This is a genomic window from Methanoregula sp. PtaB.Bin085 (assembly GCF_002067035.1).
Classification (GTDB): Archaea; Halobacteriota; Methanomicrobia; order Methanomicrobiales; family Methanospirillaceae; genus Methanoregula.
Genome location: NZ_MVQB01000059.1, coordinates 45,317 through 63,448 on the forward strand (window position 1 = coordinate 45,317; position 18,132 = coordinate 63,448).

At 49.8% G+C, this 18,132-nt stretch carries 21 protein-coding genes; 15 read left to right on the plus strand and 6 right to left on the minus strand.

Going from position 1 to position 18,132, the window contains the following annotated elements:
• Positions 1 to 12 precede the first annotated feature (12 nt).
• The 8 genes from A4E33_RS12340 (at position 13) to A4E33_RS12375 (ending at position 4,443) form a co-directional block, all read left to right on the plus strand.
• Entirely contained in the window at positions 13 to 324 is a 312-nt protein-coding gene (locus A4E33_RS12340) for a nucleotidyltransferase family protein (RefSeq protein WP_292348521.1), read from the plus strand.
• Complete coding sequence (locus A4E33_RS12345; RefSeq protein WP_292348523.1) at positions 314 to 658, plus strand: DUF86 domain-containing protein; 345 nt, start codon at positions 314 to 316, stop codon at positions 656 to 658. The genes A4E33_RS12340 and A4E33_RS12345 overlap by 11 nt, the downstream gene beginning before the upstream one ends.
• 208 nt (positions 659 to 866) lie before the next feature.
• Entirely contained in the window at positions 867 to 1,145 is a 279-nt protein-coding gene (locus A4E33_RS12350) for a hypothetical protein (protein ID WP_292348524.1), read from the plus strand.
• A 211-nt stretch (positions 1,146 to 1,356) separates the two neighbouring features.
• A complete protein-coding gene (locus tag A4E33_RS12355) occupies positions 1,357 to 1,575 on the plus strand; it encodes a hypothetical protein (protein WP_292348525.1) in 219 nt (72 codons plus the stop codon).
• Positions 1,566 to 1,784 carry a hypothetical protein gene (locus tag A4E33_RS12360; RefSeq protein WP_292348527.1) on the plus strand — a complete coding sequence of 73 codons (219 nt, stop codon included), beginning with the start codon at positions 1,566 to 1,568 and terminating at the stop codon, positions 1,782 to 1,784. Before A4E33_RS12355 ends, A4E33_RS12360 begins: the two co-directional genes overlap by 10 nt.
• Positions 1,781 to 2,326, plus strand: coding sequence for a hypothetical protein (locus A4E33_RS12365; protein ID WP_292348529.1), 546 nt, complete (start codon positions 1,781 to 1,783; stop codon positions 2,324 to 2,326). The genes A4E33_RS12360 and A4E33_RS12365 overlap by 4 nt, the downstream gene beginning before the upstream one ends.
• Before the next feature lie 355 nt (positions 2,327 to 2,681).
• Entirely contained in the window at positions 2,682 to 3,266 is a 585-nt protein-coding gene (locus tag A4E33_RS12370) for a hypothetical protein (protein ID WP_292348530.1), read from the plus strand.
• A 124-nt stretch (positions 3,267 to 3,390) separates the two neighbouring features.
• Positions 3,391 to 4,443, plus strand: a complete 1,053-nt coding sequence (locus A4E33_RS12375; RefSeq protein WP_292348531.1) for a Fic family protein — start codon at positions 3,391 to 3,393, stop codon at positions 4,441 to 4,443.
• Positions 4,444 to 4,526: 83 nt separating this feature from the next.
• On the opposite strand, the gene A4E33_RS12380 is transcribed toward A4E33_RS12375, so the two are convergent.
• The 3 genes from A4E33_RS12380 to A4E33_RS12390 all read right to left on the minus strand — a co-directional run bounded on the left by A4E33_RS12380 (position 4,527) and on the right by A4E33_RS12390 (position 6,757).
• Positions 4,527 to 5,399, minus strand: coding sequence for a hypothetical protein (locus tag A4E33_RS12380; protein ID WP_292348532.1), 873 nt, complete (start codon positions 5,397 to 5,399; stop codon positions 4,527 to 4,529).
• Positions 5,400 to 6,084: 685 nt separating this feature from the next.
• Positions 6,085 to 6,495 (minus strand): PIN domain-containing protein, encoded by a 411-nt coding sequence (locus tag A4E33_RS12385; RefSeq protein WP_292348533.1) that lies wholly within the window; start codon positions 6,493 to 6,495, stop codon positions 6,085 to 6,087.
• Between the two features lie 16 nt (positions 6,496 to 6,511).
• On the minus strand, positions 6,512 to 6,757 hold the full coding sequence (locus tag A4E33_RS12390; RefSeq protein ID WP_292348534.1) for a hypothetical protein: 246 nt from the start codon (positions 6,755 to 6,757) through the stop codon (positions 6,512 to 6,514).
• 322 nt (positions 6,758 to 7,079) lie between these two features.
• Between A4E33_RS12390 and A4E33_RS12395 the strand changes: the two genes are divergently transcribed.
• Positions 7,080 to 7,499, plus strand: coding sequence for a hypothetical protein (locus tag A4E33_RS12395; RefSeq protein WP_292348535.1), 420 nt, complete (start codon positions 7,080 to 7,082; stop codon positions 7,497 to 7,499).
• On the opposite strand, the gene A4E33_RS12400 is transcribed toward A4E33_RS12395, so the two are convergent.
• Positions 7,491 to 7,940 (minus strand): hypothetical protein, encoded by a 450-nt coding sequence (locus tag A4E33_RS12400; RefSeq protein ID WP_292348536.1) that lies wholly within the window; start codon positions 7,938 to 7,940, stop codon positions 7,491 to 7,493. The genes A4E33_RS12395 and A4E33_RS12400 overlap by 9 nt on opposite strands.
• Before the next feature lie 123 nt (positions 7,941 to 8,063).
• On the opposite strand from A4E33_RS12400, the gene A4E33_RS12405 reads away from it, so the two are divergent.
• Positions 8,064 to 10,226, plus strand: a complete 2,163-nt coding sequence (locus A4E33_RS12405; RefSeq protein ID WP_292348538.1) for a DUF2075 domain-containing protein — start codon at positions 8,064 to 8,066, stop codon at positions 10,224 to 10,226.
• A 90-nt stretch (positions 10,227 to 10,316) separates the two neighbouring features.
• Here the strand turns inward: A4E33_RS12405 and A4E33_RS12410 are convergent, their stop codons facing one another.
• The gene (locus tag A4E33_RS12410; RefSeq protein WP_292348539.1) at positions 10,317 to 10,652 is read right to left on the minus strand and encodes a hypothetical protein; all 336 of its coding nucleotides are present in this window, start codon (positions 10,650 to 10,652) and stop codon (positions 10,317 to 10,319) included.
• A 353-nt stretch (positions 10,653 to 11,005) separates the two neighbouring features.
• Between A4E33_RS12410 and A4E33_RS12415 the strand changes: the two genes are divergently transcribed.
• Positions 11,006 to 12,247 carry a DUF3883 domain-containing protein gene (locus A4E33_RS12415; protein ID WP_292348540.1) on the plus strand — a complete coding sequence of 414 codons (1,242 nt, stop codon included), beginning with the start codon at positions 11,006 to 11,008 and terminating at the stop codon, positions 12,245 to 12,247.
• A 135-nt stretch (positions 12,248 to 12,382) separates the two neighbouring features.
• Here A4E33_RS12415 and A4E33_RS12420 read toward each other — a convergent pair whose 3' ends face one another.
• Positions 12,383 to 12,580: a helix-turn-helix domain-containing protein gene (locus A4E33_RS12420; RefSeq protein ID WP_292348542.1), complete on the minus strand. Its 198-nt coding sequence runs from the start codon at positions 12,578 to 12,580 to the stop codon at positions 12,383 to 12,385.
• Positions 12,581 to 12,768: 188 nt separating this feature from the next.
• Here A4E33_RS12420 and A4E33_RS12425 point away from each other — a divergent pair, with 188 nt between their 5' ends.
• The 4 genes from A4E33_RS12425 to A4E33_RS12440 are packed head-to-tail and all read left to right on the plus strand — an operon-like array spanning position 12,769 to position 17,930.
• Positions 12,769 to 14,541 (plus strand): ATP-binding protein, encoded by a 1,773-nt coding sequence (locus tag A4E33_RS12425; protein WP_292348544.1) that lies wholly within the window; start codon positions 12,769 to 12,771, stop codon positions 14,539 to 14,541.
• Entirely contained in the window at positions 14,538 to 16,175 is a 1,638-nt protein-coding gene (locus tag A4E33_RS12430) for a DEAD/DEAH box helicase (RefSeq protein WP_292348546.1), read from the plus strand. The genes A4E33_RS12425 and A4E33_RS12430 overlap by 4 nt, the downstream gene beginning before the upstream one ends.
• A complete protein-coding gene (locus A4E33_RS12435; protein ID WP_292348548.1) occupies positions 16,168 to 17,121 on the plus strand; it encodes a phospholipase D-like domain-containing protein in 954 nt (317 codons plus the stop codon). Before A4E33_RS12430 ends, A4E33_RS12435 begins: the two co-directional genes overlap by 8 nt.
• Positions 17,118 to 17,930 carry a YwbE family protein gene (locus A4E33_RS12440; protein WP_292348549.1) on the plus strand — a complete coding sequence of 271 codons (813 nt, stop codon included), beginning with the start codon at positions 17,118 to 17,120 and terminating at the stop codon, positions 17,928 to 17,930. Before A4E33_RS12435 ends, A4E33_RS12440 begins: the two co-directional genes overlap by 4 nt.
• Positions 17,931 to 18,132 lie beyond the last annotated feature (202 nt).

Sequence of the window (18,132 nt, forward strand, 5' to 3'; positions counted from 1 at the left end):
TGATACCGATTCATGAATGCACTCATCCGGAGCCGGAAAAAACAGATTGAAGCCTTCTGTAAAGAATGGAATATACGGGAGCTCCAGGTATTCGGATCGGTTACTACCAATAATTTTGGTCCACAGAGCGATATCGATATCGTTGTGGATTTCCCGAAGGGATCCCGTCATACCCTCATCCAGCTCGCCCGGATGGAGGAGGATCTCGAACGGATCTTTGGCAGGCGTGTCGACCTCCTTACCCGGCAGGCGGTGGAACAGAGCCGGAACTACATCCGGAAAAAAAGCATTCTGGCATCCCTGGAGAAGGTCTATGGTGCGTGACGATGCGTACCTGCTGGACATTCTCCTCATGGCAAAGGATGCTCATGAATTTATCCGGAGCCAGACCCGGGATTCTTTTTCTGCTGATCGCCAGTGCCAGTATGCGGTCATCCGCTGCCTTGAAGTGATCGGTGAAGTATCGAAGCGGCTCTCACCGGAAACGATCCAACGGTTTGCTGCCATAGAATGGTCGGCAATGGCAAGAATGCGGGACATGCTCATCCATTCCTACGGCAAGGTTGACCTTGATGAGATCTGGGATACGGTGACAACAGATATCCCCCGCCTTATTGCCATTCTTGAACCGGAAGTCCTTACCGAAGAACAGGATTAACCGGTTACTTTCGTCCGGGATTTTTTTGAACCCGGCATCACCGGTCCGGAAAATGTGTACCAAGAAACGTTCAGAGCACCTGCTACCTCCCGACTCTTCGGAAGAATGACTCCCATCCTCCCTGATCCCCCCGGTGCAGGGTTATACCTGCGGGTTCAGGGAGACCACGAACTATTTATTCTCAATTATCTTTCTGAGTTTAATCACCATGCGCGATGAGTCCTGCATTCCCGTGATGATGAGGCTGATCGGCGAGGGCCGCCCGGTCGTACTGACCGGCCGGTTTGCCGTTCTCCTCGTCCTCCCGGTCGTCCTGCTCTGGGCTATGATGGGCCTTGCCTCCCCGGCGCCTGAGTACATCGTACTGCAGGAACCGGAGCCGGCAGGCCCCGTGCCCGGGCCGGCCCGCAGGCACCGCTGCACCGGTGGGATTATTTCCGGTATTTCTGATTCCGCGGGCGATCCCCGCACAGTTTTCGCACGATAGTTGTCCTCCCGCTCTACCGGCGGTGGCCGTTGTTGTTGTACGCTGTACGGACGTCTGCCGTTGTTCCGGGCGGGGATGGTGAGCCCCGGGTTTGCGGATGCTGAGGCCCGTCAGGGCTGAAACAGGAAAAGAACGTGTTGTGTTCTTTGACTGACCGGGAGTGTGCGGCGATGAACGTTGAACACATTCACCAGATATCGGGGTGATAGCAATGGAAAGCGAAAATTACAGCCGGGAGATTGCAGGCCCGGCAGATACGATGAATGAATGTGACGGAGGACCGGCTGAAGACTGCGCAGCGGTGCGGCACAGCAGGGCCGGCTTCTTCCTCCGTGCCGGAGACCGGTTCCGGTTACCGGATCGGCTGGCAAACAAGATCGACCGCCTTGCCCGGCACCTCTTCCGGGCAGAGGAGCGGAGGTGGACGTGATGCCCCGGCGCCGGACAGCGCACGACGTGGATATCCCGCTCTGGCTCATCCCGAAAGTGATCTATGAATGGATCCGGCGGTTCGGCGAGGAGCTGGAATGGATCCGGGTGAAGCGCTCGGAGCTCCGCTTCTATACGGTGAGCATCCGGACCCGGCCGATCCGGCGCGAGTTCCGCCGCGTGGCGCGGGCGGCCGGGGGTGCGGTATGAGCAAGGGACCGCAGCCGGACCGGGGATTTGATGCAGCCCTGCCGGTTGCATTCGCCAGGGGCCACGTTGAGTTCTTCCGGCGCACGCGGGGCGGCACAGCCGACCTGATGGTGTCGGGCAGCGGGATCATCGCGATCATCCGGATCCGGTACGCCCCGCGGCTGTACCTGGACCTCGCGGAGATTGAATGGGAATTTGCCGATCCCATTGCCCGGCTCCGGCTCCATCCGGCCGGCAGCCCGGTCTCCCGCGAGCTCTGGCTGTACTCGCGGTACGGCGTGCTCCGGTTCTTCCGCGTGCTGGATCACGGCATTGTGGAGATCGGGACGGACGGGAAAGAGCTGGCTATGGCCGGACCGGCAAAACCGGAGGAAAAAATTCAGGCAGTGGTCGAAGAAAAAAATCCGGCAGAACCGGAAGAAAAAAAACCGGCAGCGCCGGAACCTGCTGCTGCCGGGAATACTCCGGAAAACCCGGTCGCATCCGCTCTTGTTGCTGTACTGCCGGATCTCCTGGCTGAGGAAGGCCCGGGAGGAGGGTGAGTAGCGAGAGGACACCCATCCCCCGCCGGCAGGGGGTGAATCCGCCCTCCCCTATCGGGGCTGATCCCATCCGGGCCCGTATTGAGCCCGGACTGACCACTTTTCCACCCCTTCTGACAGTGTTGTACGGAAAAACAGCAGGGTATCGGGCCAAAACCGGCGTTTTCACGACGGAGAATAGTGACAGGATATGGCAGGATTGGGGCTGCGGAAAAGGGGGCCCGATGACCTGCAGCACGCAGGGGGATCCAACACACGGTTTTCCGGGAGCACTCTCTGGTATCATCCGGACCAGACTCCCATTTCCCTCGACAGGAACAGAAGATGAACAACCATAGCAAAGGAGGAAATAACGATGACAAAACTCTTTGAAACAATGATTCCCGAAGCGCAGGAAGAACTCATCCGCGACGGCATGATCGAGATCGTATGCGTATGCGTCGATGCCGTGCCGGACCCGGGAAGACCGGGCGACCGGGCCGCGATGATATTTTCAGCGGAGGTGTACCACGACTTCCGCGACGGGGTGCCGGCGGTCGATGCCGGCATTGCCCGCATCCGGGAGATCTGCAGTAATGCAGCGGAAGATCTCTCTCCCGCAGTGCGGGACCGGCTGCTCGCGGCCCTTGCCGTTGACCTGCAGCAGAAGGATGAGTTGCGGCAGGGGAAGATCGATGGCGAACCGTTCGAATCGCGCTTTGGCCCTGACATCGCGAAGCTGCTTCGGCCGGAAAACCTGGACCTCGATCCGAAGGTCACGGTCTGGTGCCACGCGTGGTCGGCCGGGATGGATGACAGCGGCCTGATGTGCATCGATCGCGACGAGCCGGTGATCTTCAACGGGATAGACAATGAGACGGAAGTCCGGATCCTTGAGCGGATTACCGCACTGGATGCCAGGATTGCTGCGATCGTCAAGCCGCTGATGCGGGAGGGGTGAGGCCGCCCCCAAATACCGGCCGGAAAATTCCCGCGGGGCCGCCTCCGGAAGACCGGGTGATTTTTTTACTCCGGCACCATAATCACTTTTCAGGAACGAAAACGTGTCGTGATCTGGAGATTTCATGAAGGATACCCCTGCATTTGTCCCGGTCTTTACCTACTCCCATGATATGGTCCGGCGGCTGGCAGCCATCACTGCTGCACGGGAAGTGATCCTTCATGCGCACCTTGTTCCGAAATGGGAGGTTTCGGTCCGGCGGGAGCAGCTCGTCCGTGCGGCCCATGCGTCCACGGCGATTGAAGGCAACCCCCTTTCCCTCGAGGAGGTAAGCCGGCTGGCAGACGGCCGGGAGGTCATGGCATCCCGCCGGGCCAGGGCCGAGGTGCTGAATTATCTGCACGTGCTGGAGCATATCGGCAGGTACCGGAAAAAACAGATAGTTTCTGAAACCGAAATTCTTGCGCTGCACCGCGACATCACGAGGGATACGCTCGATGATCCGGCCGCGGAAGGGGCGTTCCGGACAGTGCGGGTCGTTGTCGGGAACCGTCGTACGAAGGAGGTTGTGTTCTCGCCGCCGGCTCCCGGGGAGGTCCGGCCGCAGGTCGAACGGCTGGTTGCCTGGCTGAACTCGGACGATGCCCGCCGGTTGCACCCGGTCCTGGTTGCCGGCCTTGCCCATTACGAGCTGGTCCGGATCCACCCGTTCGTGGACGGCAACGGCCGGACGGCCCGTGCGCTTGCAACCCTGGTCCTGACGATGCGGGAGTTCGATACCAGGCGGTTCTTTACGCTCGATGATTTCTATGACAGCGACCGGAACGCGTACTATACAGTGCTGAAACGCACCAACGGGACGTATCCCGACTGCACCGCCTGGCTGGAATATTTCCTGGAGGGCGTGGAGATCTCGCTCTCGCGGGTAAAGGAACGGGTGCTGCTGCTGTCGTCCGATGAGCACCGGAAAGCGGCCCGCGGCCAGGTGGCCCTTTCCGAGCGGCAGATGCGGATCATCGAGTTCATCCACGCGAACGGGTCGGTGAAGAGCGGGGACCTGGTATCGATGTTCAGGATTTCCCGGCAGGCAGCGCTCAGGGAACTGACGTCCATGATGGAAAAGGACCTGATCCTGCGCGAGGGCGACCGGCGGGGAGCCCGGTACGTCCTCCGGTGATAGTTGTCATTTCGGTTGTCATTTCGGTTGTCATTCCGGTTCCCGGCCGGGGGTGACCGGATACCTCCCGGAAAAAGTTTTTTTTAGTTTATGGTATTTTCATTGACGATATACGCGTAATCGAGCTTCTTTACCAGCAATGGCATCATGTTGTCCACATCATAGTAGGTGGTATTGCCCGGGAAATCGGTGTATGAAAATTTCACCTCCATCCGGCTCTCGAGGTCCGCGACGGCTCTGGACACTTCCCTCTCCGGTTTCCAGTTATCCGGGGTTTTTGGATAGATCTCGTAGGTCTTGTCGCTGATCAGGATCATTCTCCTGATATGGTACCCGTCTGCGGTGAAGTTGTACGGGAACGAGAGATCCTTCAACGAAAAGGTATCCTGGGCGATGGTCCCGCTCCCCCCGCACATGAACCAGTCCCTGGCGTGCGTGTGGAAGACGAGATACGAATGGTTCCGGAGCATGTGCTGCCGGAAGGCACTGCCGTTGATCGACCCGTAATCCCCCGAGATGTATGCGTCTTCACCGGTTTCGGTGTCGATGACGTACCCGAGTTCCCGGGACTGTTTTATCGAGCAGGATTCCGACTGAGAAACAACGGTCCCGGCCTTGTCGCTGTTCCGGTATATCTCCAGCTTGTTTTTTGCATCCTGGACACGGGCATTCATTGCGCCGTCATCGAGGATTCGCGGGGTTTTTTCCGGTGCGGGCGTTGCCCGTTCCGTTGTCCCGGCTGCTGCCGGGACCGAAGGGGCGATCGGAATTTCCTCTGGTATCACCGCAGATGCCGGCACGGGCGATTGCGGGACCGGTGCCTGCACGGTGGTTTCCGGTACACGGCTGTCTCCCGGATGCGTGCAGCCTGCAGCAAGAATGCATGCAAGAAGGAGGATCCCGGGGAAAATCTTCGCGGTACCTCCCGGTTTTTTCCGGTTGCCGGCAGTATTCATAACAGGTATTTTTTCTGCTGGTTATATTCTCGCTCCTGCCCGCGCCCGGGTTCTCCCGCGGGCTGCCGGCCGGGCAGGACCGGAGGAGACCTGTTCCCCCCTGATCGGGGATCTGTAACCGGTCCACCCTCCCCCGGACGGGCTGATTCCATCCGGGCCCGTAATGAGCCCGGATTGACCACTTTTCCACCCCGTTTGACAGTGTTGCGGGGAAAAACAGCAGGGTATCGGGCCAAAACCGGCGTTTTCATGACGGAGAATAGTGACAGGATATGGCATGATTGGGGCGGCGGAAAAAGGGATCTAACGTGTTAGGGGACGTGGGGGGTCCCGGGGCCTGTTCCCGGGAGGGGTCTCTCCGGGGGGACCCGGATCAGGTTCTTTTCCGCGTTTCTTTTTTTTGCAAAAATCCCGGCCCGGAATTTCCGGAGAATTTTTCCGGCGCCGGGCGTCTTTGAGCATTGTCCTGTAAAACAAAACGCGATCCCCTGGGGAAGCCCGCGGGCTTCCTCCGGCATCACATCCTTGTATGTGTGGGCGGGGCGGGATGAAAAAGGGAGGGGAGGCAAAGATGTATGGACCCGGCAGGAAATTATTTCCGGACTTCTTTCATCACGAGATGTGCATGAATCGCAATCCATGCCTGCACCGGCCTTGCGGACAGCAGCCTTTTTTGCTCTCCCGATCAGATCATCCCGATAAGGTCACGGGTAGTGCAAACGTTAAGGAAATCCTGTTTCAGGAAATGCCGGTCCTCTGTCCAGATGCGGCTGATGCCAAGAGCGAGACCCACTGCCAGAAACGGTGCATCGTTTTCATCAACGGGTTCCATGACCTGTATCGCGTGCAGGTATTCGGATTCGAAGTCTTCGAACGGGACAAGGACAACCCTTTCAAGCAGGATCTGCATGAGATTATCGAAGTCCTGCTCCGTGATCTTTGCCTTTTTCATGAGATATTGCCGGTGCTTCAGGAGTTCGGTCTCGCAATAATCGGGCGCAAAAAATGAAAAGGAGCGGTGCAGGATGATTCTCCGGGAAGTGGAGTCTTTTAAAAGACCTGCCATGATTCGGTTTGTATCGATGACAAGTCTCATGCGTTCCGGTCCGTGCTCAGCTGCGGGTCTTTTTCAATGCTTTCCGCTTGTAGTGCTCCTGGATGCCTTCCTTGACCTTGTAATCGAGCGCCGTGATATCCTCTTCCGCAACCGCGCTGTGCTTTGTGATGGCGTCAAGCAGGGCCAGTTTTTTTGCGTAATCCTCGATCGCACGCCGCGCAATCTCGCTCCATCGCACTTCGCTGTGCGCCTTGACAATCCGGTGGACATCTTCCGGGAGTGACAGGGTTATGTTCGGCATCGCATCACCACACAGGAATATGTGAGTTCACCTATTTAAGAGGATTCCGGAGGACCTCCCGTCAGAAGGATTTCGCGAAGGTTTGCCGGATCTTTCCGGGATTTTTGTTTCCGGGCTGGCAATCGATGGGCGGGGGAATACGGTGATTGGGTTTTTACCGGGGAGAGGAAAATGTTGAGGGCAGGATTTTTCATGAAAATCTGCCGGGGTTTCAACTTCCGGCACAGGTCTTCCGGATGACAGTATTTTTCCTCACCATACCACAATACCATACCTTAATCGTTGAACCGGTGTACCTGAATTATCAGCACCAGAGAGGAGAATGATGGTACGATACTGTCCGAATTGCGGAAAAGCGGTAACAGATGACATTACCCGGGTGTGTTCTTCCTGCGGGTACACCCTGGCGAATCCCGCTGCGCAGATCCCGAAACAGATCACCGCGTCCCGTACGGAAATCATTGAGCGGGCCATTCCGTTCTTTGCCGCGAAAAAATATGCCGTGCAGGCCCAGACCGACTATTTTGTCTCGTTCGAGTCCCAGGATCGTGACGTGAGCTGGCTGATCTTTATTGTCTTCTGCTGCCTTGGCCTTATCCCCGCCATTGTCTATTACTACTGGTTTACCCACAATCACCAGGTCACCGTCTCGCTTGGCGGAACAACCCCCGTCACGATGAATGTCATCGGCAACACCGCCCAGGCAAAAAAAGATGCCGCGGAATTCATGCAGTTATTCTGATCGTTTCTCATCCCTTTTCCGGAATTCTTTTTCCAGCTCGCGTTGTACCGACCAGACCCGTATGAAGAGATAGAGTCCTGCGCCCGCTGCCAGCAGCAGGAGTGCGACCCATTCGTCGTTTAAGAGCGCCCACCATGCCCCGCCCAGGCCGAATCCCAGCGCAACCCCGGCAACGATCCTGCCGAAATGCTGCACCGCGACATTCCCCGAAAACTTCCGGAGCTGCGACACGATGGCGAGGAGCAACGCCAGCAGGATGCTTTCGAATCCCGACAGCCGCAGGAGAACGAGCGTTATGAGAGCCGCGGGGTAGCCGAGCAGGCAGCCGGCGCAGATTCTTCTGTTGTTGATTATGATCACGTCGTTTCTGAATGCCGGGAGGTCCGGGTGGTGGGAGAGCAGGAGTTCCCGGAACTGCTGGGGGCTGAGGGAGATTCTCATGCGTTGGAGTAACCGGTGTTATGCAAGGGGTTATTGGTATCGGGGGCCGGGTGGGGCATCCGGACCGGGAAAAAAACAGACAGATATGATTCTCAACCGGTTAGTTGGATTTATTTCAAAGAGATGGAGAATGATTTTTTTGAATTTTTTATTTTACGCTCAACGGGGCTTCGCCCCTCGCCGCGTGGGCTTCCCTGGAATTTTAATCCGAATCTTTATCGATCAGCCCAGGCTACCTACTCCTCATCACGAGTTGTTTCTCTGATGGATGAAAAAAAACCCTGCGGCTGGTCCGGTGCCATTCACAATTTTCTCAGCCTCTCCAAGCCGCACTGGCTCATCGCGATGCAGGAGCATCATAAGAGGTGCATGAATACTCCCGCTGATGAGAGCCAGATCCTTGCATGGGATTATTCGTTTGAAATCCTCCAACGAGAACTCAAACAACTCGTTCAGATCAAACCGGCAATTGCATCGTACGCGATCATTTTCGAATACGAATTGCCACGGGAACGAGGCCGACGGCCTGATGTTGTGATTCTCGGCCCCTGCGTCTTTGTTCTCGAATTCAAGGATTATGCAAAACTCCTTGCAGCCCATAGCGATCAAGTCGCAGCGTATGCTCGGGATCTGAAGAACTACCACGCTGGATCGCAGCAGTACACAGTTCTCCCTATCCTAGTTCTTGCCCGAGCAAAGGATCTCATTCAACGTGATGAAGATGTGCTAGTCATTTCACAGGATCATCTTGCAGATGTTTTCGATGTGGAAGTTGAGTTGGAGAACGGACCTCTAATCGATCCGCAGAAGTGGATCACCGCTGAATACGCTCCACTACCGTCGCTGATCCAAGCGGCCCGGACCATCTGGGAGAAACAACCCCTCCCGCAGATTAAACGAGCCCAGAGTGCCGGCATCCCGGAGACGATTGCCGAACTCATCCGTATTGCAAAGGAAGCCCAAGAAAAGAATGAGCTGCATCTTGCGCTTGTGACCGGCGTTCCCGGGGCTGGCAAGACTCTTGTCGGGATTCAGCTGGTGTATGAGAATCATCTCGAAACGTTTGCGCCAAGTCCGGTCTGTTTCCCTTCATCACCTCTTGCATTGTCCCAACCGATTGCTCCTTCGGCAATTGCAGACTCGGGTACACTCGCTTATGGCAAGAAAAAGCGTGAAAAAAACCCGGCATCTCGAAACATCGCCGTCTTCCTCTCCGGTAATGGTCCGCTCGTGAAGGTCCTGCAGCATGCCTTGAAGAACAACATCTTTGTCCAAGATGTCCATGGATTCTTGAAAGAGTATGGCGGCACGACTGCCAAGATCCCACACGAGCACATCTGGGTGTATGACGAGGCCCAGCGAGCCTGGGATGCGGAGCGGGTTAGTGAGAAACGCGGCCATGCTACGAGTGAGCCAGAGGATTTCCTCAAACTTGCCGAGCGAATGAACTCGTGGGCCTTGATGGTTGCCCTCATTGGCGAAGGACAAGAGATCCACCTTGGCGAAGAGTCCGGTCTCCCGCAATGGAACGATGCACTTGCGAAGATGCAAAAGCCGTGGGTTGTTCATTGCCCCACGAAGATCGCCGGCAATTTTCCAGTTGTTAAAAATTGCTTGACAACTGACGTTCTCGATCTCTCCGTCACCCTCCGCTCGCATCTTGCCGAGGATGTAGCGCAATGGATCGCCGCCATTCTCTCCGGTGATCTCACGCAGGCAAAGATGCTTGCCGAACGCGTCACGAGCCAGGGCTTTGACGCATACATCACGCAGGACATTAATGTAGCCGTTAATTATGTGAAGGAGCGGTATCAAGGACAAGAAGAGAAGAGATATGGATTACTTGCCTCTTCGAAAGCAAAAAACTTACCCGCATGGGGTATCAACAATTCCTTTAATTGTACCCAAAACATACGCGTTGGAAATTGGTATAACGATCCTCCAAATTCCTTTACCTCCTGTTGTTCTTTGCGTGAGGTAGTTACAGAATTCGGTTGTCAAGGAATGGAACTTGATTTCCCAATAGTATGTTGGGGCAACGATTTTGTTTGGGATGGAATGTGGAAGAGCCCTGCTGCAAAACGCTCAAAGGCGAAAGATCCACACCGGTTACGAATGAATAGTTATCGGGTCTTGTTGACCCGAGGTCGGGATGGGTTCATTATTTTTATCCCAAAGGAGATTGGGATGGCTTCGACATACGCTGCATTGGTGGGGGCGGGGGTGCGGGAGGTACATTGCGGGCAGCACACAGCAAATTTGGAAAAGGGATTATTCAAGATTTAATTCTCTTATTGGATTCTGATGAAGGTCCGGCCGGGGTCGGTTAGTCTGGTGGGTTTTTCCAGAGATATCATTTTTGCTTCTCGTACTTCATCACTCAAACCGGATCGAGAACCCCCGGGTCTCATCCCGGGCATTCGCGATCCCGTTTTTGTACAGCCGGCATAACTCCCGGAAGTACCAGTCAGCGATCTTCCGGTCCTTTTTCCGGAATTTCCGGACGGTTCCCACAACGGGGAGAGCCGTCTCATCTCCCATCAGCCCGATTGCCGGCGCAAATACGGCGACGGTGATCTTCCGTTTCCGGCAAACAGGGACATTCTTTTTCGCGGGCATATAGCACCCGACGGCGATCTCCTTCTCATCATAGACCTTCATTTTCAGCCATTTCACGGGGCACTGCTGAAGGCAGTATTCAAGCACGATCATTCCGGGTTCTCTCCTGGCCGACGGTTCGCTGGAAAGCGTGTCGTCGCCACGTCCCTATGGTTTGATACGGGTGAATGAAGGGTGAGATGAAAAAATTGGGAGAAAAAGGGGGGGCGTTCCGGGATCGCCGGGACGATGTTTATACAAAGGATCTTTAGAATACTTGGCGTGATGGGGGAAAAATTTTGCTTTTTGATAGGAAGGTGTATGCTCAATTGAGTGTGGATTGCCCGACCGATCCTCTTTTGTAATTTGGCAACTCTCAACTTCTTACACGTTCCCCTGAGATCCCCCTCAACAGATAATAACCTCAAACCGATATCCCTTTACCGGATCGAACCGTACTTTTCATCATGCAGTCATCCAAATCTGAAATCCAAAACTTTGAGGAAATAATTGAGAAGTTTAAACGATTTGTTGCGGAAAAGAATCCGGATGGATCCTCTTCATTTAATGACGGCTGGCTGAACGATCAGGAAGGTTATAAGAAAAAAATTCCGGAGGGTGCAAAAAAGTCACTTCATATCAATGAATGGGAAAAATCCTGGATCGGTTCTGGGAAAATTCATGCCCGTGTCATGGCTGCCCTGAATTATATTCCCCAGAATGAAGGCAATAATCTTGTTGATTGGCATCAGAAATCAGATTTCGACGAGATCAGAAATGGCGATGCCGGTCGGATGAAGAGGATTGAGTCATTACTTTTCAGGCTGTATACAGAGAAAAATACGGACGATGAGCTATTTGATGAATTAACTGATGCCGGAGCGTTAGGAAAGTATTATGATCTTGTCTCGTACCTGTTCTTCATCAAGGACCCTCTCCTGTATCTCCCGAACCGGCCGAATAGTTTCCAGCAGGCTTTCGAATTACTGGGAGATTCATTTATTTTCCGGATGTCCGGACGTTGTTCCTGGGTAAATTACCTGGGGTTCTTCACGAGAATTGCGAAAGTTCGGGAGCTTCTTGCACCGGCGTTTGAAGAAAATGTTTCACTGATCGATGCGCATTCGTTTTGCTGGGTCATCGCTCATAATCCGCAGATAGTAAAAGGAGATCTGAAACCGGCCCAGAATGAAGGTGCGAAACTGGTTTTTTCCGAACCATACTGCGTTTCAACCAATGATGTGCTCATACCCAGCGGTGTCCGGCGGTTCAATCCGATAACACGGAAAAAGAGAATAAAAGACGAATTGCGGAATAACCAGATCGGCGATGCCGGTGAGCTGTATGTCCTGACCGCAGAGAAAAATCATCTTATAGTCAGCAAAAGACCGGACCTCGCGGCAATGGTGCGCCATACAGCAAAGGAGGAAGGGGATGGTAAAGGATACGATATCGAGTCTTTCTCGCCGAACGGGCAAAAGAAGTACATCGAAGTGAAAACAACAACCGGGAAGAAGAATTCCCGGTTCATGATCTCCGACACGGAACTTGCTTTTTCCGCTGAGAACCCGGACAATTATTATCTTTACCGACTCTATGATTTCAAAGCATCAGCAAAGGAAAATTCCTGCTTTGTTCTTCATGGGAATATGCGGGAGATACTCGTGTTATATCCCATTCAGTTCACGGCGCTTCCGAAGGAATTCTAATTTTTTCGGTTATTTCGGGAATTTCCCGAAGAGTACCCGGGCGCAATGAAGGTTTTCCGGACGACAAGCTGCTGCCGGGATGAGCGTAGGAATTTAAGAATCAAGGCCGAACCTGGATCTGGAAATCCACGTTTTCTATCCATTCTTTAATAAATATTGATGAAAAATTTTCAAAATCGTCGTAAAGGTTGGGTTGCGCTTCCCGTTCCCGGTGAGACTGATGAAGGTCCGGCCGGGGCCGGTGAGTTTTGCGAGTTTTTCCTGCGAGATCTTTTTGGCTTTTCGTTCTTCCTGGAGGATTTTGCCGAGGATCTCTTCTTTGGTCGGTGTCACTGGAGCAGAGATTTCTGGTAATGGGGCTTGTGGTTATCGCAGACTATAGTCGACAAAAAAATGTGTGATTATCAATTAAAATATATTTTATAGAGAATAATGGTGCGCACAAATGAAAACATATATCGGTCAACATCTCGTAAAATGAAATCTAGCACAGTGTAAAAACTTACCAGAAGTGGATTTAAATGTCAAGTGAGGGAAGAATACCAGCAATTGAAGGAGCCCATCTGTTACAATCCTTACGTGCTTCCGATTTTGATATCCCAAGCGCAATCGGAGAATTGATTGATAATTCAATTCAGGCAGATGCAAAAACAGTAAACATTAAAGTGAAAGATGTCGTTGCAGGAACTCATAAAAAATACAAGCTGATTCAGGAAATTGTTTGTGCTGATGATGGATATGGTATGGATGCAACCCCGGGATCTACACTTCACAGCTGTATCAAATTAGGATATTCCACGAGGTTTAATAACCGGGATGGTATAGGCCGGTTTGGTGTCGGTATGACTCTTGCCGGGATCAGATTTGCCACTAAAATTGAGGTTTACTCAAAGCAGAAGGGAAAAAAGTGGAATTACATTATATTCGATCTGAATAATGATGAGGATATCAATGAGGGGATAGCTCCACCTGTCGAAAAAGAACCTCCTGCCGAATATTTAACATTAGTTGGTAAGAGTGAGGGCACTCTTGTAATCTGGTCGGGATTTGATAAATTCGCGGAACAGGATCTTCATGCGACAACATATTCTGATGGCTTTGAGGCTCCTGACTCGCTTGATCCTTATGGATATCTGAATCACTGGATTGGCAGGACATATAGGAAATTCATCTGGCAGGGCGTTAAAATCAATTTGAATGACCAGGAAGTATATAGCTTTGATCCGCTCTTTATCAGCAAACAGAAAAATCAGTTCCCGGAAGACCCCAAGGCAAAAATTATCTTCGAAAAGGAGATTGACTGGAATGTTTCCCATAATGGAAAGAAAGGTGGATCTGAAACCTCGAAAATCAAAATAAAAATTTCATTGCTCCCTGAATTCTATCGGGAAAACATTAGTAAAGGCGGTCTTCAGTTCAAAGGAAGATACATCGAAGAAAATCAGGGAATTTCCATATTAAGGAGTGATAGAGAAGTCTACTATGATGAAATCCCCTATTTTGGCGAAGGACGTGTTAAAAAATTAAACTGGGAGGATAAAGATCGCTGGTGGGGTTGTGAAATCAGCTTCACACCTGAACTTGATGAGCATTTCACAGTAAAAAATATCAAAAGGGGTGCAGTTCCCGCTAAAGAATTAAAAATTGCGTTATATTCTCTCATAAAACCAGTGAGGGATGCATGTATTGAACAAGTCCAGGCTCACTGGGCCCGTGTAAAAGCTAATCAGGAACGGGGAAAATTTGAGACAGGAACTGATATTAAAACAACTCATGCCACCGCTGAGACACTTGCCAAAACCACAAAAATCCCAGAGAAACCGAAAGCCGGAAAAAACCTTACACCTGCAGAACAGGAAAATCGTCTTGAGAATCTGACGAGGGAACTTGATGAGACTGATGCACAAAAATGGAGGGTAAAATTTGAAAGTCAGCCCTTCACCATTATGGACGGTCACTGGAAGGGAGACACATTCATCGACATGAATTATCTTGAAGGAAAAGCAATTCTCCAGTATAACCTGAATCATGTCTTCTTCGAAGAAATGAGTAATATCAGAAAACAACTTCAGAATATGGATGATCCGACAAAGGCAGTCAAGCTTGCCCAAAAACTACACGAACTTATCGATATACTGCTGATGTCATTTGTTCGGGCGCGTCAGGGATTTGATGAAGACTCAGAATATTCCGTAAAACAGATCATGGAATATACCGTCCGTGACTGGGGCAGATATCTTCACACATATACCCGGGCCTATGAAAAGGAACACCTGTTTGAAGAAGACGTATGATCAACAGATTACAGATTCAGGAACTGCAGGATCTCGTTGGAAAAGAAACCCTTCAGAGACTTGCAGCAATAATCCAATTCATTCCAAATAGCGGGATATCTCACCCGAATGACATCTATGAGAAACAAAATCTCGAGCGTATTTTCCTATCATTTGCCGGTCAGGATGCTTTTCAGAAAGAAGAATTTAGGAAAAAAATTATCAGCAGACTTTCTGATGAGGAAATACGATCTCTCGCTCAAAAATTAGGATTATCTGATTTGCTACCTTTTTCTGATCTCGTAAACCTGATCAGTCATAAGGCATGGACAGACAATTCTGAAACAAAGATTTTGATTGATTTTTTGAGATTGCCGGAAAGTTACATTCCCAGCGCTCGAACTGTCATTCCTAATATTGAAACTGTTAAAAGACCTGAAAGTCCTTATAAATCCCTTAAGGATTATCAGAATGAAATATTTCGAAAAGTTGAAGGAAATCTCGAAAATCCGCTCCAAAAAATTTTGATCCAGATGCCAACAGGGTCTGGAAAAACCCGGACAGCGATGGAGATTATCTGTGCCGAAATGAATAAAAATCCGGGAAAATCAGTTATCTGGATTGCCAACTCTGAGGAATTATGCGAGCAGGCTGTCGAATGCTTCAGGGATGTATGGTCTCATATCGGGACATTTGATGCAGATATTATCCGGGCGTGGGGTCCAAATGATGTAAAGTATCCCATTAACAGCTCTTTTCTCGTCGCGGGTTTTGCGAAACTTCATTCTGCATTCAAACGAAATCCTGAGCTGGCAAAAGTAATTTCAAATAATCTTCATTTACTCATTATCGACGAAGCTCATCAGGTCATGGCTCCAACCTACAAGGAAGTCGTTACGAAATTGAGGGAAGATAATTTCAGTATCCATATGCTGGGACTGACTGCAACCCCCGGTCGTGGAAATCTGGATAATGAAGAAACACGAGAGTTAATCGGTTTCTTTTCCGGGAATCGTATTGATATTGAATCAGGTAATCAGACCGTTTTCCAGTATCTCCGCCATAAGAAAATTCTCGCACATATCAAAAAAGACCCCTTGTATACGAATATGGTATTCGAATTGACTCCTGCAGAGAAAAAATACCTGAAAAGTCATTATGACTTTTCAATGGAGTTCCTCGAAAGGATCTCTCTTGATGATATGAGAAATCTTGAAATTATTAAAAAATTGAAAAAAGAGTGTGAACTCAGGAAGAAAATTCTCTTCTTTGCCGGTTCAGTTAACCAGTCAAAATTCATCTGTGCGATTCTGAATTTCATGGGTTACAGAGCTGAGCATCTGGATGGATCAACAAAACGGGATCGCCGAAGAAATATTATCACAGAATTTAAAAGTGGAGATCTCAATATCATTTGTAATTTTGGCGTTTTGACGACAGGATTTGATGCACCCAAAATTGATGTTGTTTTCATTGGTAGACCGACAATGTCGGTCGTATTATACAGTCAGATGGTTGGCCGTGGGTTACGCGGTCCGGCGATCGGGGGAAAGGAGTCATGCAAATTAATCGATGTCATCGATAATATAGAAGCATACAATAGTCCGGACAATGTTTACGAGTATTTTGGAGAATACTGGGAGGAGAATGTCTGACCTTTACTTTTCCGAAGAGGAGATCTTCCTCAAGAAAGTCCAGGATTTTCTCTCAGCAACAGATTGTGAAGTTCTGATAATCTCCCCGTACATTAAAACTGATGTTCTTGATATTCTTTTAAAAAAATGTTCGGCAAAAATCAACATTATCACAACCTGGAAACTTCGGGATCTCCAGTTAGGAGCATCCGAACTCGATTTGTATCAGTATTGTAAAAAGAGGGGAATTTTTCTCTATCTCAATCCCCGAATCCATCTGAAAGCGTTTGTGAATAATTATTCAACATGCATTTTCGGGAGTGCGAATATTTCAAAAAAGGGATTTGCACTCGTCGCCGATCATAATTATGAGCTAGATGGAGAAGTCGAAATTATTGACGCTGAGACTATTATAAGATTTAAAAAGATTCTGAATGAGTCGATTCTTGTCAATGATGAAATCTATAAAATATACCTGGATGCCGTAAAAAGGTTAGAACCATTACCAGAACTGGATGAACCAGACATCTCTTCATTACCCCGGAAATCGGAATTCCTTATCTCGGCTCTTCCTATGAGTTATGACATCAAGGAGTTATTCGAAATTTATTCGAATAAATTCGAGCATGAATCTGAAGAAAAAAGAGAATGTGCAATCCACGATATTATACTCTATAACCTTCCTCCAAACCTTGAATATCAAAAATTCCGGAATATACTTAAAGAACGTTTTTTTTCGTCGAAGTTTATCCAACGATTACTGGAATTCATTACAGATAATGGCCGTTATTTCGGTGAAGTAAAAGAATGGATTCAGAAAAATTGTGAGGATGTTCCGGTTCCGAGCAGAAGAGATTTGACTGGGAATATTCAGGTGTTATACAAATGGATCGCAGATTTAAGTGATGGAGAATATAAGGTTGACCGGCCTCGTCATTCAGAACGGCTTTACCGGGTGAAAAAATGATGGATGCAGATGATGCAGGAAAACATCTGGAGAATATTAAAACCGGGATCTCCGTTGAGATTATTCTGAAGGAGGATCGATCAGGTAAAAATCCCATTCAGGGGATTGTCAGTGAAATTCTCACGCATTCTTCATTTCATCCTCATGGGATCATGGTCCGTTTGGAGGATGGAAAGATCGGACGCGTTCAGAAGATTCTTTCAGAAATCTCTTCGACAATACTTGTTAAACCCCCAGTAGTAAACAATGAAATCGATTTTACCGAACTCGTGAAAAATGGAGAGAATGAATTTGTAGAGTTTAAATCAAGTGCTCTTTGGAGTAAAAATCTGAATGAACAACAACTCAAGGATCCAAATGCATCCCCAGATATTCGGAAGTTTGGTCGAGAGGCTTCACGAGCAATTATCGGTAAAACAATTGCCGGTTTTATGAATACCCATGGCGGGAATCTGATAATCGGTATCAAAGAAAATAAAACAAAAAAACCTGATGAAATCATTGGCATAGAGAGTGAGTTTGGTAAACTCGAAGATCCATGTTCTGATGGATATCGTCGAATGGTTGTTGACAGCATTATTCGAAAATATTTCCCGTCGGAAATTTTCAACCACTTTAGTGATTACCTTAAGATAACATTCCCAGAAATCGAAGGTAAGATTGTTTGTTGGATTCAGATTCAAAGATCAAAAATCCCAGTGTTTCTAACGATCCGAAATGAAGAGTATTTTTTCATTCGGCTAGATGCAGAAACACGAGAATTGGATGGGAAACAGATGGGGGAGTATTGTGCAAAAAAATTTAATTAAAAAGATTTTTTATTGTTAAGTTCCTTCGTCTAATATATGGCTGCATTACAAGAAATTCAAAAACAAGCCGCTGCCGAAGATATTGTAATCGAGCGCTTTTTTAATAACGGAACTCCTTTAGCAGTCCCAGTACTTCACTAATTTTTAGCTCGGGCTGAGAGAACAGTAAGATCTAAATAGTCGGCGGGCGCCGAATATGCTC